Source organism: Streptomyces sp. NPDC059897, from assembly GCF_042730865.1.
GTDB lineage: Bacteria > Actinomycetota > Actinomycetes > Streptomycetales > Streptomycetaceae > Streptomyces.
On sequence record NZ_JBHWKQ010000025.1, the window covers coordinates 89,209 to 103,853 of the forward strand.

The 14,645-nt window shown below is 70.9% G+C and carries 11 protein-coding genes and 1 riboswitch; of the genes, 4 read left to right on the top strand and 7 right to left on the bottom strand.

Features of this window, described 5'->3' with window-relative positions; all coding sequences use genetic code 11:
- Window positions 1-23 precede the first annotated feature (23 nt).
- From ACFV9W_RS25725 to ACFV9W_RS25735, 3 genes are all read left to right on the top strand, one after another.
- Complete coding sequence (locus ACFV9W_RS25725) at window positions 24-749, top strand: hypothetical protein (RefSeq protein WP_385764865.1); 726 nt, start codon at window positions 24-26, stop codon at window positions 747-749.
- Between the two features lie 134 nt (window positions 750-883).
- Window positions 884-3,103 (top strand): NADP-dependent isocitrate dehydrogenase, encoded by a 2,220-nt coding sequence (locus tag ACFV9W_RS25730; protein ID WP_385764867.1) that lies wholly within the window; start codon window positions 884-886, stop codon window positions 3,101-3,103.
- A gap of 122 nt (window positions 3,104-3,225) precedes the next feature.
- Window positions 3,226-5,187, top strand: coding sequence for a M13 family metallopeptidase (locus ACFV9W_RS25735; RefSeq protein WP_385764869.1), 1,962 nt, complete (start codon window positions 3,226-3,228; stop codon window positions 5,185-5,187).
- 40 nt (window positions 5,188-5,227) lie between these two features.
- Here ACFV9W_RS25735 and ACFV9W_RS25740 read toward each other — a convergent pair whose 3' ends face one another.
- The 7 genes from ACFV9W_RS25740 to rho form a co-directional block, all read right to left on the bottom strand.
- Window positions 5,228-5,953, bottom strand: coding sequence for a dienelactone hydrolase family protein (locus tag ACFV9W_RS25740; protein ID WP_385764871.1), 726 nt, complete (start codon window positions 5,951-5,953; stop codon window positions 5,228-5,230).
- A gap of 59 nt (window positions 5,954-6,012) precedes the next feature.
- Window positions 6,013-7,347: a hypothetical protein gene (locus ACFV9W_RS25745; protein ID WP_385764873.1), complete on the bottom strand. Its 1,335-nt coding sequence runs from the start codon at window positions 7,345-7,347 to the stop codon at window positions 6,013-6,015.
- 349 nt (window positions 7,348-7,696) lie between these two features.
- Window positions 7,697-9,703 (bottom strand): GTP-binding protein, encoded by a 2,007-nt coding sequence (locus tag ACFV9W_RS25750; RefSeq protein WP_385764875.1) that lies wholly within the window; start codon window positions 9,701-9,703, stop codon window positions 7,697-7,699.
- 186 nt (window positions 9,704-9,889) lie between these two features.
- Window positions 9,890-11,008, bottom strand: coding sequence for a HoxN/HupN/NixA family nickel/cobalt transporter (locus tag ACFV9W_RS25755; RefSeq protein ID WP_385764877.1), 1,119 nt, complete (start codon window positions 11,006-11,008; stop codon window positions 9,890-9,892).
- Between the two features lie 30 nt (window positions 11,009-11,038).
- A riboswitch (cobalamin riboswitch) is annotated at window positions 11,039-11,255 on the bottom strand.
- Window positions 11,255-11,761, bottom strand: a complete 507-nt coding sequence (locus ACFV9W_RS25760; protein ID WP_385764879.1) for an inorganic diphosphatase — start codon at window positions 11,759-11,761, stop codon at window positions 11,255-11,257. Its footprint overlaps the riboswitch before it by 1 nt.
- 65 nt (window positions 11,762-11,826) lie before the next feature.
- Entirely contained in the window at window positions 11,827-12,315 is a 489-nt protein-coding gene (locus ACFV9W_RS25765; protein WP_385764881.1) for a GNAT family N-acetyltransferase, read from the bottom strand.
- A gap of 58 nt (window positions 12,316-12,373) precedes the next feature.
- Entirely contained in the window at window positions 12,374-13,519 is a 1,146-nt protein-coding gene (gene rho / locus ACFV9W_RS25770; RefSeq protein WP_385764883.1) for a transcription termination factor Rho, read from the bottom strand.
- A gap of 370 nt (window positions 13,520-13,889) precedes the next feature.
- Between rho and ACFV9W_RS25775 the strand changes: the two genes are divergently transcribed.
- Window positions 13,890-14,600, top strand: a complete 711-nt coding sequence (locus tag ACFV9W_RS25775; RefSeq protein ID WP_385764885.1) for a class I SAM-dependent methyltransferase — start codon at window positions 13,890-13,892, stop codon at window positions 14,598-14,600.
- The last annotated feature ends 45 nt before the right edge of the window (window positions 14,601-14,645 follow it).

Consider the following 14,645-nt stretch of genomic DNA (forward strand, 5'->3'; position numbering starts at 1 on the left):
TCGTGTACCCACTGGGGTGCGTCATGCAGATCATCGAGGTCACAGGTTTCGCCGTCCGGTCCGCCGTGATCACCATGCGGAGCAGCGGCACACCGCTGGAATTCGTGCTCTTCCCCATGCTGCACGTCGCGGCGCCGACGTTCTACGCGCAGGTCAGGCTCCGGCTGCGGACGTGCGACCTCGTCGTCATGGAGGGCATCCGCGGCAGGTCGGCCGCGGCGAGCACCCTCACGCTCGCGTACCGCTTCGCCCCGCGCAGGAGCCGTAACGGGCTGCAGGAGCAGAGCGACGAGCTGCTGCTGCCCGACGGCATCCCGGTGGTCCACGCGGACGTGAGCGCGGCGGAGGCGATCGCGGACCTGAAGGCCCTGTCACGGTGGACGTATCCGCTGATGCTGCTCGCGGCACCCGTGATGGGGCTGGTCTTCGCGCTGCGCGGGCCGCGCGCCTTCCTCGACGAGGACCTGGCGGTCGACGATCTGCCGACGACCCTGCGGGCGGAACTGCTGGCCGACGACCCGGTGGCGCACGCCATGACGGACCGCCGCGACCGACGGCTGCTCGACGCGCTCGACGAGATCCACGCCAAACACAACGCCAAACACAACGCCGAGCACCGCACCGAACCGCTGCGGGTCGCCGTCGTCTACGGGGCCGGGCACATACCGGCGATCGTGACGGGACTGCGGGAGCGCCATGGCTACCGGCCCCGCGACGCGGAATGGCTCACCGTCTGCGTCCCGGGGTGAGCCGCCGGCCACGCCACCCGCGATCTTGGCGGGCAGACCCCTTTCGAATCCTGGCCGAGGAGGAGATATCTTGATGTCGAGCAATCCGATACAAGACTTCAGATGACGTGGAAGACGTGGAAGCGGAGCACCCGGTGACTGACTCGACCATCATTTACACGCACACAGACGAGGCCCCGGCCCTCGCGACGTACTCCTTCCTGCCGGTCATCGAGGCCTACGCGTCCACCGCCGGTGTCGGCGTCGAGACCCGTGACATCTCCCTGGCCGGGCGCATCCTCGCCCAGTTCCCGGAGTACCTGACCGAGGAGCAGCGCGTCCCGGACGCCCTCGCCGAGCTCGGCGAGCTGGCCAAGACGCCGCAGGCCAACATCATCAAGCTGCCGAACATCTCGGCCTCGGTCTCGCAGCTCAAGGCCGCCATCGAAGAGCTGCGCGAGCACGGATACGCGCTGCCGGACTACCCGGACGAGCCGAAGACCGACGAGGAGCGCGAGGTCGGCGCCCGCTACGACAAGGTCAAGGGCTCCGCCGTCAACCCGGTCCTGCGCGAGGGCAACTCCGACCGCCGCGCCCCCGCCTCGGTGAAGAACTACGCCAAGGCCCACCCGCACCGCATGGGCAAGTGGACCCCCGAGTCGAAGACGAACGTCGCGACCATGGGTGAGAACGACTTCCGCTCGACCGAGAAGTCCACCGTCATCCCGGCCGACGACAAGCTGAAGATCGAGCTCGTCGCCGACAACGGCACCACCACCGTGCTGCGCGAGTCCGTACCGGTCCTCGCCGGTGAGGTCGTCGACGCCTCCGTGCTGCACGTCGCGCCGCTGCGCGAGTTCCTTAACCAGCAGATCGCCCGCGCCAAGGAAGAGGGTGTGCTGTTCTCCGCGCACCTCAAGGCCACCATGATGAAGGTCTCCGACCCGATCATCTTCGGCCACGTCGTGCGCGCCTTCTTCCCGGAGACCTTCGCCCGCTTCGGCGCCGACCTGGCCGCCGCCGGTCTGACCCCGAACGACGGCCTCGGCGGCATCTACAAGGGCCTCGAGACCCTCGCGAACGGCGCCGAGATCAAGGCGTCCTTCGACGCCGAGCTGGCCGCCGGTCCCGACCTGGCCATGGTCGACTCGCACCGCGGCATCACCAACCTGCACGTGCCGTCCGACGTCATCATCGACGCCTCCATGCCGGCGATGATCCGCACGTCCGGCCACATGTGGAACAAGGACGACCAGGAGCAGGACACCCTCGCGGTGATCCCGGACTCCTCGTACGCCGGTGTCTACCAGGCCGTCATCGACGACTGCCGCGCCAACGGCGCCTTCGACCCGTCGACCATGGGCACCGTCCCGAACGTCGGCCTCATGGCGCAGAAGGCCGAGGAGTACGGCTCGCACGACAAGACCTTCGAGATCAAGAACTCCGGCACCGTCCGCGTGGTCAACCAGGCCGGCGACGTCGTCCTGGAGCAGCAGGTCTCCGAGGGCGACATCTTCCGCGCCTGCCAGACCAAGGACGCCCCGATCAAGGACTGGGTCAAGCTCGCCGTCACGCGCGCCCGCGCCACCGGCGACCCGGCCGTCTTCTGGCTGGACGAGGGCCGCGCCCACGACGCCCAGCTGATCAAGAAGGTCGAGCAGTACCTGCCGGAGTTCGGCCCCGAGGGCCTGGACATCCGGATCCTCAACCCGGAGGACGCCACCAAGCTCTCCGTCGAGCGCATCCGCCAGGGCCTGAACACCATCTCGGTCACCGGCAACGTGCTGCGCGACTACCTGACCGACCTCTTCCCGATCCTGGAGCTGGGCACCAGCGCCAAGATGCTCTCCGTCGTCCCGCTGATGAACGGCGGCGGCCTCTTCGAGACGGGCGCCGGCGGCTCCGCCCCGAAGCACGTCCAGCAGCTCGTCAAGGAGAACTACCTGCGCTGGGACTCCCTCGGTGAGTTCCTCGCCCTGGCCGTCTCCTTCGAGCACCTCGCCACCACCACGGACAACGCCCGTGCGAAGGTCCTCGGCGAGACGCTGGACCGCGCCACCGGCACCTTCCTCAACGAGGACAAGTCGCCGACCCGTCGCCTCGGCGGCATCGACAACCGCGGCAGCCACTTCTACGTCGCCCTGTACTGGGCCCAGGAGCTGGCCAAGCAGACCGAGGACGCCGAGCTGGCCAAGGCCTTCGCGCCGCTCGCCGAGAAGCTCGCCACGAACGAGCAGAAGATCGTGGACGAGCTGATCGCCGTCCAGGGCTCCCCGGCCGACATCGGCGGCTACTTCCAGCCCGACTCGGCCAAGGCCGACAAGGTCATGCGCCCGTCGCAGACGCTGAACGAGGCGCTGGCCTCGCTCGCCTGATCCGCGCGGCACGCACACCGCCCCGGTCGGCCCCGTGCCGGCCGGGGCGGTGTTGTTCACGCTGCGCGGAAGGCGCCCCATTTGACGTAGTTCATACGCCCTGACCTGGGTAGGGTGCAGCGATGAGCACTCTGGATGACGCACGCCCGGGCATGGACCCGGCGATCCGACCGCAGGACGACCTCTTCGGGCATGTCAACGGCCAGTGGCTGGCGACCGAGCCCATCCCCGACGACCGCTCCAGCTGGGGCCCCTTCGTGGAGCTCGTGGACGTGGCCGAGCAGCGGGTCAAGGAGATCATTCAGGAGATCGCGGCCGGCGGCCCCACAAGCCTGGACGCGGACGAGGCGCGCAAGATCGCCGACCTGTACGCGTCGTTCATGGACGAGGAGGCCGTCGAGGCCCGCGGGCTCGACCCGGTGCGGCCGCTGATCGAGGAGGTGGCGGGGCTCAGTGACGTACGGCAGCTCGCCGGTTTCCTCGGCCGTTTCGAGCGCAAGGGCGGCTCCGGCCTGTTCGGCGCCTACATCGACAGCGACGACCGGAACTCCGACCGCTACCTCTTCAACATCCTCCAGGGCGGCCTCGGCCTGCCCGACGAGTCGTACTACCGCGAAGAGAAGTTCGCCGAGATCCGCGAGAAGTACGAGGCGTACCTGACCGAGCTGTTCACCCTCGGCGAGCACACCGACCCGGCCGCCGCGGCCCGCACCGTCCTCGCCCTGGAGACCCGCCTCGCCGAGGGCCACTGGGAGCGCGCCGAGACCCGCGACGTACAGAAGACGTACAACCTCACCACCTTCGACGAACTCACCGCGCTCGCCCCGGCGTTCGACTGGCGAGGCTACGTCACCGGGCTCGGCGGCAAGGACGAGACCCTCGCCGAGTCGTGCGTGCGCCAGCCCTCCTACCTCACCCACCTCTCCGCGGTCCTCACCGAGGTGCCGGTCGAGCAGTGGCGCGACTGGCTGCTCGCGCGTGTGCTGCGCTCCGCCGCGCCGTACCTGTCGACGCCGTTCGTGCGCGTCAACTTCGAGTTCTACGGACGCACGCTGAACGGGACGCCGGAGCTGCGCGCCCGCTGGAAGCGCGGCGTCGCGTTCGTCGAGGGCGCCATCGGTGAGTCCGTCGGCAAGGAGTACGTGGCCCGGCACTTCCCGCCGCGCTCCAAGGCGCTCATGGACGAACTGGTCGCGAACCTCCTGGAGGCGTACCGCCAGTCCATCTCCCGCCTCGACTGGATGACGGACGAGACGAAGGAGCGGGCGTACGAGAAGCTCGCCACGTTCCGGCCGAAGATCGGCTACCCGGACGCGTTCCGTGACTACTCGGGGCTCGCCGTCGTCCCCGACGACCTGCTGGCCAACGCGTACGCCGCCGACGCCTTCGAGCACGACCGGCAGATGGCGAAGATCGGCGCGCCGGTCGACCGCGACGAGTGGTTCATGCTGCCGCAGACCGTGAACGCCTACTACAACCCGGGCACGAACGAGATCTGCTTCCCGGCCGGCATCCTGCAGAAGCCGTTCTTCTCGCCGGACGCCGACGCCGCGGAGAACTACGGCGGCATCGGCGCCGTCATCGGCCACGAGATCGGCCACGGCTTCGACGATCAGGGCGCGCAGTACGACGGCGCGGGGAACCTCAACGACTGGTGGACCGCCGACGACAAGGCCGCCTTCGAGGCGAAGTCGAAGGCGCTCGTCAAGCAGTACGACGGGTTCTCGCCGCGGAACCTGCCGGGGGAGTTCGTCAACGGGTCGCTGACCGTCGGCGAGAACATCGGTGACCTCGGCGGGCTCACCATCGGGCACACCGCCTACAAGATCGCGCTCGGTGACGAGCCGGTGCCGACCGACGGTGAACTCAGCGGTACCCAGCGGCTGTTCATGAACTGGGCGTACTGCTGGCGCACGAAGCGGCGCAAGGAGCAGGAGCAGCAGTACCTCACCATCGACCCGCACTCGCCGCCGGAGTTCCGGGCGAACATCGTGCGGAACCTGGACGAGTTCCATGAGGCGTTCTCGACGGTGGTCGGGGACGGGCTGTGGGTCGAGCCGGCGGAGCGGGTGCGGATCTGGTGACGTGATCCTTGGGTGGGCCGGACGGTTGCGGTCGTCCGGCTCAGGACTTCCTGAAAGCCGACTTCAGGAAGTCGATCGTTGACGTCCACGCCTCGCGGGACGCGATTTCGTCGTAGACCTCGGGGCGGCCGTCGTTGAAGAAGGCGTGGTCGGCCGGGTACATGCGGAAGTCGGGGTCCACCCCTGACTGGGACCTGATCGCGGCGCGCAGGCCGTTGAGCGTGGCCGGTGGGATCGCCTCGTCGCGCTCGCCGTAGTGGCCGAGGATCCGCGCCTTCAGGCGGGAGAAGTCCGGGACCGCGCCCTGGACCACGCCGTAGAACGGGACCGCCGCGCTCACCCGCTCGTCCTCGGCGGCCAGGTACAGGACGAAGCCGCCGCCCATGCAGAAGCCGACGGCGCCGACGGTGTCGGAGGTGACCTGGGGGAGGGCCAGGAGGCAGTCGACCGCCCCCGACAGGAGTTCGACGCCGCGCTCCACCGGCAGGTCCCGCATCATGGCGAACGCCTCCTGGGAGTCGTGCGCCACGTTCCCGCCGTACAGGTCGGGGGCGAGCGCCACGAAGCCCTCCGCGGCGAGGCGGTCGGCGATGTCGGCGATGTGGTCGGTCAGCCCCCACCACTCCTGGATGACGAGGACGCCGGGGCCGCGCCCGGAGGCGGGCAGCGCCAGATAGCCGTGGGCCGTGCTGCCGTGGCTGTCGAACGTCATGTTCTGGTGGGCCGGGCGGCCGGTGGACTTCGGGGTGCCGGGGGTCTGTGACATGACGCAACGATGCCACCGCGGGAAGTCCCGCGGTGGCATCGGTCCGGCCGTGAGCCGGGTCAGTCCTTCTTCTGCGCCGACTGCAGCGCCGTGATGCACATGGCGATCGCCGACTGCAGCTCCTCGAGGCGCTGCAGCATGTCGTCCTCGACGATGTCGTCGATCTCCTCGGCGTCGACGTCGTCGAACGTCAGCTCCTCGAAGGCCTTCGTCGCCTTCTGGAGGCTGCTGTAGAACTTCGCGCGCCGCTCCTGCACCCGCAGCTCGGGGTCCTTCTCGACGGTCTCGGCGACGAGCGTGCGCACGGTGTCGTACGCCTCGCGGGCCCACTCGCCCGCCTCCTCGTCCTCGTCCAGCTCGTCGATGAGGGACAGGTGCCGCTCGGCCTCCTCGCGCAGCGCGGGGGAGGCCTCGATCTTCTGGCCCGCCGGGGTCTTGACCTGGCCCTCTTCCGCGATCCTGCGCACGTACTCGAGCTGGCCGCCGGTCTTCGTCTCCTCCGCGACGGCCTTCTTCAGGTCGTCCGTGCGCACGATGTCGCGCGCCATGCCCGTGCGCAGCACCGGGTCCTCGTCGAGGCGGTCCATCAGCGCCTTGCGGGCGGCCTCGGCGGTGCCGGGGTCGGCGAGGATCGCGGCCCGCAGCGCGGTCGGGTTCTCGGCGACCTCCAGGGCCTTCGTCGGGCGGATGCCCTCGGACTCGGCGGCCGCGGTGATCGCCTGACCGCGCACCGAGGTCGCGCTGTTGCGGGACACGTAGTACGACAACCATACGTCGGCGTCCGGGAGTTCGACGTCGGCGCCGGGCGTGAGGGCCTCGAACTGGGGAACCAGGCCGTCGTCCGCCGCGCTGTCCCACGCCTTGTAGAAGCGCATGACGCGGTCGGCGGAGCAGCCCGCGAGCTCGGCGAACCTCCGCGCCGAGACCTTGGACGACTCGCCGGACGCCTGCCCGCCGGGCCGCACGCTGCGGGCCACCTTCAGGGCGAAGGCCCAGCCGCCGGTGCGGGCGTAGACGCCGAACTCGTGGGCGTCGCGGGTGATGGCCTCCGGTACGTCGCCGGGGGCGGGGTCGTCGTCGGCCTCCGCGTCGGCGTCGGCCTCGGAGCTCTCCGCGAAGGGGACCTCGGTGGGCGGCGTCCAGAAGCTGTCGGACGAGCTGTCCTGCGCGCTTTCGGCGGCCGGGGCGGTGTCTTCCGTGGCGGCGGCGTCCGGGGTCTCGGTGGTGGTCGGCGGGGTCCACATGTTCGCGGTGTCCCCGGGCTCGGCCGTCTCCTCGTTCGCGGGCACGGCGACGGCGCCGTCCGGGGCGACGGCCGGAGCGGGCACGGGCTCCGCGGTGGCCTCGGCGCCGGACTGGACAGCGGCGTCGGACGAGTCGATGGCTACGGACACGTAAGCACTCCTGAGTGATCGGGCACGTGTGGGTTGACGAGCCACTTTATCGCTCCGATTGGGCCGTTTTGCGCGCGAGTTGCCACAGCGGCGCGCCGGACACGTGTACGAAGCCGCGGTGGCCCGTCCTGGCCGGGGCACGGACGGGCCCGCCATTCGCGGCTCCCCCTTCTGCGAACAGCGGGCCCGGCCCTCGGCCTCGACCATGCGCCGCGGCGGGAGGGCGAGGGCACGGGAGGCTCGATACCGCAGCATCTCAGTGCGCGGCCCCACGACGGACGGGGCCAAGGGGCCCTCGTGGTGGGCCGAACGGCCCGGATTCAACCGCCGGGCGCGAGCCCCCCCGCTCCTACGCCGGCCGCGCCCCCGCCCCGCGCACCACCCGCAGCAGGTACTCCTTGCGGTGCAGCGGGTCGTGGTCCGTGCGCGAGCGGCGCGGCGCCGCCTCATGGACCGGGGCGTAGTGGTCGAACGAGGCCTCCAGAACGCCTTCGCCCCGGGTGAGGGACGGCAGTTGCTGCTCCAGGGCACGCACCCGGGCCGCGGGGATCAGCCCTTCGACCGTGGTCCACGGCCCGCCGTCCGTGCGCTGTCCCGTCGGTACGGCCCGCAGCCGGGTCAGTACCGGCAGCACCGCCCCGTACAGATCCGCCGGGATGTCCAGGCGGAACCGGTGCATCGGCTCGCACACCGTCGTGCCCGCGCGGGCGAGGGCGCTCATCAGGACCAGCGGGGTGAGGCCGCGGAAGTCGGCCCCCGTGCTCGACATCGACTTGTCGAAGATCGCGTGCGCGTGGCTCTGCCGTGGGGCGTAGCCGGAGCGCGCAAGCGTCACCGTGCAGTCGGTGACCTGCCAGCCGAGCAGTCCCTGGCGCAGCGTCCTGTGCACGGTCTCCTCGATGGCCTTGATGAAGGCCAGGGGCAGGGAGCCGAGCTCGATCCCGAGCCGGAACGAGACGCCCGAGCCGACCGGCGCCGGGTCGACCCGCAGGCCGATGGTCGCCAGGAACGGGTTGCCCTCGTCCTTCATGGCCTCGCCCGCCGCGCCGGAGCCCGTCGGCCGCTCGACGCACAGCGGCGTCGACTCCCGGAACGTCACGTCGAGCCCGAACTCCTCGGCGAGGGTTGCCTGCACGACCTCCTTCTGCACCTCGCCGTAGAGCGACAGGAAGACCTCCTGGCGGATGTCGTCCTGCCGCAGTCCGATCAGCGGGTCCTGCTCGGCGAGCTGGGTGAGCGCGGCGAGCAGCGCGCCGCGCCGCCCCGGCCGGTCGGGGTCGACGACCGTCTCCAGGGTCGGCGGCGCGAAGTGGTGCTCTTTGACCGGGACTTGGGGCTCTCCCAGATCGTCCCCGACGCGCACGCCACCGAGCCCCCACAGCCGCGCCACCTGCCCGGGACCCGCTTCCGTACACGGTGTGTCCGCCCCGTCCGCGAAGACACGCACCGACGTCACGCGGTCCTCCCCGCCGCCGGGCAGCGCGAGCCGCTCACGGACCCGCAGCGTCCCCGTGAACACGCGGGCGTACGCGACCTTCTCGCCGGCCGGACCGCGCTCCACCTTGAACACGCGGGCAGACAAGGGCAGTTGGGGCCGCTCGTCGGCCGTCGGGAGGAGCCGTGTGATGCCGTCCACGAGCGCGTCGACTCCCGCGCCCGTCATCGCCGAGCCGAAGTACACCGGATGCGCCTCGGCGCGCGACGTCTGTTCGGCGAGCACGTCGCCCAGCCGGCCGTACGTGACCGACTCCTCGTCCTTGACGTACGCCTCCAGAAGCGCGTCGTCACGGGCCGAGAGCACGTCGACCAGGCGGGCGCGATGGGCCGTGTCCCCGGCGGCGTAGGGAACGCAGTGTGCGTCCCGGCCGCCGAGGCCGTGCGCGACCGTGTTCATCGGGATCACGGCGGGCGCGAGTTTGAGCCGCAGATCGTCGAGGAGCTCCGGCTCGCGGGCGCCGCCGCGGTCGACCTTGTTCACGAACACCGCGGTGGGGATGCGCAGTCGGCGCAGGGTGCGCATCAGGACGCGGGTCTGCGCCTGCACGCCCTCCACGGCGGAGACGACGAGCACCGCCCCGTCGAGCACACCGAGCACGCGCTCGACCTCGGCGATGAAGTCGGGGTGGCCGGGCGTGTCCACGAGGTTCACGTCCGTGCCGCCGACCGGGAACGACACCACGGCCGACTTGATGGTGATGCCGCGCCGCCGCTCCAGGTCGAGGGAGTCGGTGCGGGTGCTCCCGTCGTCGACGCGGCCGAGTTCGTCGATCACACCGGCCGAGTGCAGGAGCCGCTCGGTCAGGCTGGTCTTACCGGCGTCGACGTGCGCGAGAATTCCAAGATTCAGCAATGCCACTGGCAGTCGGGTCCTTGAGGGAAGGGAATGCCACGGCGGCGGAATCCGCGGTGGCCCTCGGAAGGAACTGGACTGCAGTGCGCATGAATCGGTCCTCACGCTCGGCATGCGCGGCAACTGCCGCACAGGGACCAGTGCAGCAGCGCGCCGCGCACCCCGGCAACCGATTTATTCGCTACGGGCGGGCTACGCCCCGTCGGCCACCCGCGCCGACCATCGCTGCTCGACCCGCGCGAGCCGCCAGTAGGCGATGGCCGCCGCCCACACGACCACGAACAGGCCGACGATGACGTACCCGACGTTGTCGAGGTCGAGCCCGGCGATCCACCCGGTGACCGCGTCGCTGAGGTCGAGCTTGTCGTGGAGCACGCCCACGAGTTCGATCGTCCCGATGAAGAACGCGACCGCGATCGACAGACCCGTGATGGTGAGGTTGTAGAACACCTTGCGGACCGGGTTGGAGAAGGCCCACTGGTAGGCGAAGTTCATGAACGTGCCGTCGAGGGTGTCGAACAGGCTCATGCCCGCGGCGAACAGCAGCGGCAGGCACAGGATCGCGTACCACGGCAGGCCCGCCGCGGCGCCGCTGCCCGCCATCACCATCAGCGTCACCTCGGTCGCGGTGTCGAAGCCGAGACCGAAGAGGAAGCCCAGCGGGAACATCTGGCCGGGCCGGGTGATGGACCTGGTGAAGCGGCCGAGGATCCGGTTCATGAACCCCCGTGAATCCAGGTGCTCCTCGAGCTTCCGCTCGTCGTACGAGCCCGCGCGCATCGCCTTGAAGACCTTGAGGATGCCCATCAGAGCGACGAGGTTGAGCGCCGCGATGAGGTACAGGAACGTGCCGGAGACGGTCGTGCCGACGACGCCGAGCACCTGGTGGGTGGCCGAGTTGTCGTTCATGAGGGTGCCGGCGAGCGCCGCGCCGCCCGCGACGAGCGCCGCCATGGCCACCACCACGCTGGAGTGGCCGAGCGCGAACCAGAAGCCGACCGACACCGGCCGCTTGCCGTCCGCCATCAGCTTGCGGGTGGTGTTGTCGATGGCCGCGATGTGGTCGGCGTCGAAGGCATGCCGCATGCCGAGCGTGTACGCGGTGATGCCGAGGCCGATACCGAAGGCCTTGTTGCCCACTTCGTAGTGCTCGGGGACGACGAGCAGGAACAGCACGCCGAACGCGACGACGTGCAGCGCGGCGATCACCGCGATCAGTCCGGCCGTGCGCAGCGTGTCCTCGCGGCGCCAACGAAAGGCAGGGGGAGGGGAGTTCAGGGCAGGGGTCGGGGAGTTCCCGGGCAGGGTCATGCGTCGATCACGCTCCAGCACCTCGTGGATCACTTCGTGAGATGCCGCGGCCGGTCTCCTGGCTTACGGGCGTGCCCGCCGCTCCGGCCTTCCCAGCGGCCGACGGCCGCCAGTGGCGTACAGGATGGAACGGCGCGCTCCGGACGTCGCTGTCCGGAACCCGATCACAGTGGCGAGGGCCGCTCCGGAATGGGCCCCTGAGGGGCCGTCACCGGTCTTCCCGAGCACCACGGCCCGACCACCCTACTACCTGCCCGTAGCGCGCTCGCGGGCCCGGCGGATCTCCTCGTAGGCCTTCTCCCGGCCCTCCCAGTGGGAGCCGTCGACCGATTTGCCCGGCTCCAGATCCTTGTAGACCTCGAAGAAGTGGGTGATCTCCAGGCGGTCGAACTCGGGGATGTCCTCGATGTCCCGGGTCGCGTCGTGCCGCGGATCGTGCGCGGGAACGCACAGGACCTTCTCGTCCGGGCCCTTCTCGTCGCTCATCACGAACATGCCGATCGCCCGGCACTCGATGGCGCAGCCGGGGAACGTCGCGTCGCCGGTCAGGACGAGCGCGTCCAGCGGGTCGCCGTCGCCGCCGAGCGTGCCGGTGATGTAGCCGTAGTCCGCGGGGTACTGCGTCGACGTGAACAGCATCCGGTCGAGCCGGATCCGGCCGAGATCGTGGTCCATCTCGTATTTGTTCCGGGACCCCTGCGGGATCTCCACGATCACGTCGAACGCCTCGGCGCGTGCCTGACTGCTGCCCAATGTGGCCTCCTTGCCGCATTCCGACGCCCACGAGTGTGCGCCGTACGGGCCGAGGGCGGAACCCCTCAGGCGGCCGGGGGAATGGGGAATTCGAGTTCGGGCCGGTCCCAGGCGACCGGCGGACGCGCGGGCACCGTGCCGGTGCGGTGGGCTCCCATGCCCCGGTAGAAGCCCTCGGCGGGCGGGTGCGCGACGACCCGGACATGGTCGAGGCCCGCCGCCAGGGCCCGCTCCCGCATGTGGTCGACGAGCAGCCGCCCGATGCCCCGGCCCTGCGCCTCGTCGGCGACGAACATCAGGTCCAGCTCCGGCGGCTCGGCGAGCAGCGCGTAGAAGCCCAGCACCCGCTCGTCGGCCGGATCCACGGCCACGTAGACGTGGTGCGCCTCGATGTAGTCGGGGCCCACCCGGTAGCCCGCGACCATGGAGGCGTACGGGTCCCGGTAGGCGCTGGAGCCGCGTACGAGGCGGGTGAGGCGCCGGGCGTCCCGCGCGGTGGCCCGCCGGACGGTGACGGCCGGGGGGCCACCACGGCGCGTAATGCTCGCGTTCATAGGTCGAGTATTACGCACTCGGGGGTGCGGTCGGGCGGTGCGGGTCGGGCGGTGCGGGTCAGGCGACGGGCACCGTGGAGTGCGCCTGGCGCAGGAACGCGGCGTTGTCCGGGGTCTGGCGCAGCTTGTCGAGGAGGGCCTCGTAGGAGGCGGCCGGGTCACGGCTCTGCAGGGCGCGCCGCAGTCCGCGTACGACGGTCAACTCGGCGGCGGGGAGCAGGAGTTCCTCGCGGCGGGTGCCGGAGGGTGTGAGCTCGACGGCGGGGTGGACGCGGCGCTGCGCGAGGACGCGGTCGAGGCGCAGCTCCATGTTTCCGGTGCTCTTGAGCTCCTCGAAGTAGTAGTCGTCGGCGCGGGAGCCGGTGTCGACGAGGGCGGTCGCGAGGATGGTCAGCGAGCCGGCCTCCTCGGCGTCGCGGGCCGCGCCGAAGAAGCGCTTCGGGCCGTGCAGGGCGGCGGCGTCGACACCGCCCGACAGGGTGCGGCCGCTGGTGGAGGCCGCGTTGTTGTGCGCCCGGCACAGCCGGGTGAGGGAGTCGAGGAGGATCACCACGTCGCGGCCCTGCTCGGTGAGGCGCTTGGCGCGCTCGACGGCGAGTTCGGCGAGCGCGATGTGCGCCTTCGCCGGGCGGTCGAACGTCGAGGCGTACACCTCGCCGCGCACGGAGCGGCGCATGTCGGTGACTTCCTCGGGGCGTTCGTCGACGAGCACCACCATGAGGTGGACCTCGGGGTGGTTCGCGGCGAACGCGGCGGCGAGCTGTTGCAGCAGCACCGTCTTGCCGGTCTTCGGCGGCGCGACGAGCAGGCCCCGCTGCCCCTTGCCGATGGGGGTGAACAGGTCGACGACGCGTCCGGCGAGCCCGGCGGCCGGGTGCTCCAGGCGGAAGCGCTCGCTGGGGTGCAGCGGGGTGAGGTCGGCGAAGCGCGGGCGGTCGCGGCTCGCGTCGGCGGGCGCGCCGCCGACGGTCTCGACGTGCGCGAGGCTGTGCGGCTTGCCGCAGGTTCCCTCGACGAAGTCGCCCTTGCGCAGGCCGAGTCGGCGGATGAGGTGGGCGGGCACCTGGACGTCGTGCGACGCGGGTTCCAGGTCGGCCGCCCGCAGGAAACCGTGCCCGTTCCCGCCGATGTCGAGGACGCCGGCGGCGCGGACGGGTGCTGGTTCTTCGGATGTGACGGTGCTCGTGGTGGTGGCCGTGGTCATGACGATCACAGGTCCTTTCGCGGGGCCGGGCCGGACGCGGCAGGCGTCCAGCGGCAGGCGTACAAGGGCAGGGAAGGGAGGGGATCCGGCGAAGGGCGGGGGCGGCAGAGCGCGCCCCGCGGCCGGGGAGAACCGTGGTGCCACGGCAACGGGTGAAGAGCCCGCCAGAAGCCGCTGACCAGGAATGACGTGCGCTGTGCGGTGACAGAGAGACGGTCGAACCGCGTGCGCTGAAAGTGCGCTGAAAAGAGAGATTCGGTACCGGCGCCTCGAAACGGGCGAGCACATGTACCGCTAAGACCGTACCACCCGACACCTGCCGCGCGGCAAGCCCCGGCTTCGGCTCGCGTCCGCCCTATGCTGATCCGCCATGTTCACCGATCAGGGTCCCACCCTCCGCGAGCTGGCCGTTCAGGCGCTGTCCTCGGTCGAGCGCGGCTACGACCTGCTGGCGCCGAAGTTCGACCACACGCCGTTCCGCACCCCGGATGTCGTGCTCGACGCGGTGGGCCGCGCGCTCGCCCCGCTCGGCCCTTACGGCACCGGGCTCGACCTGTGCTGCGGCACCGGGGCGGGCCTGCGCGTGCTGCGCGAGGCGGGCGTCGGCCGGGCCGTGGGCGTGGACTTCAGCGACGGAATGCTGGACGTCGCGCGGCGCGCCGAACCGGCCGCCCACCACGTCCGCGCGGACGCCCTCGCGCTGCCCTTCGACGAGGCCTTCGACCTGGTGGTGAGCTTCGGGGCGTTCGGGCACTTCCTGCCGCGCGAATGGCCGCGGCTGTTCTCCGAAGTGTGCCAAGTGCTGCGCCCCGGCGGGCAGTTCGCGTTCCCGCTGCCCGCGCCCGCGAGCCCCGGCTCGATGGCCTACTGGGCGATGCTCGGCTTCGACGGCGCGATGCGCGTGCGCAACGCGGTGTGGCGGCCCCCGTTCGTCATGTACTACCGGCCGTTCCGCCTCTCCGACGTCCGCCGCGCACTGGACCACGCCGGATTCGACGTCACCCTGTACGCGCTGCCCGACCTCGGCGCGCGCCCCGACGGCAGCCCGCGGTGCAGGCTGGTCGTGGCCACGCGCCGCTGAACGGGGCTCAGCAGGCCGGCGCGGCGCCGTTCGCCGGCTGATGCG

Excerpts from the sequence above, each read along its gene's own strand:
- ACFV9W_RS25740 (WP_385764871.1), bottom strand. The coding sequence starts at position 5,953 with ATGTCACAGACCCCCGGCACCCCGAAGTCCACCGGCCGCCCGGCCCAC.
- ACFV9W_RS25735 (WP_385764869.1), top strand. The coding sequence starts at position 3,226 with ATGAGCACTCTGGATGACGCACGCCCGGGCATGGACCCGGCGATCCGA.
- ACFV9W_RS25755 (WP_385764877.1), bottom strand. The coding sequence starts at position 11,008 with ATGACCCTGCCCGGGAACTCCCCGACCCCTGCCCTGAACTCCCCTCCC.
- ACFV9W_RS25765 (WP_385764881.1), bottom strand. The coding sequence starts at position 12,315 with ATGAACGCGAGCATTACGCGCCGTGGTGGCCCCCCGGCCGTCACCGTC.
- ACFV9W_RS25725 (WP_385764865.1), top strand. The coding sequence starts at position 24 with ATGCAGATCATCGAGGTCACAGGTTTCGCCGTCCGGTCCGCCGTGATC.
- rho (WP_385764883.1), bottom strand. The coding sequence starts at position 13,519 with ATGACCACGGCCACCACCACGAGCACCGTCACATCCGAAGAACCAGCA.
- ACFV9W_RS25775 (WP_385764885.1), top strand. The coding sequence starts at position 13,890 with ATGTTCACCGATCAGGGTCCCACCCTCCGCGAGCTGGCCGTTCAGGCG.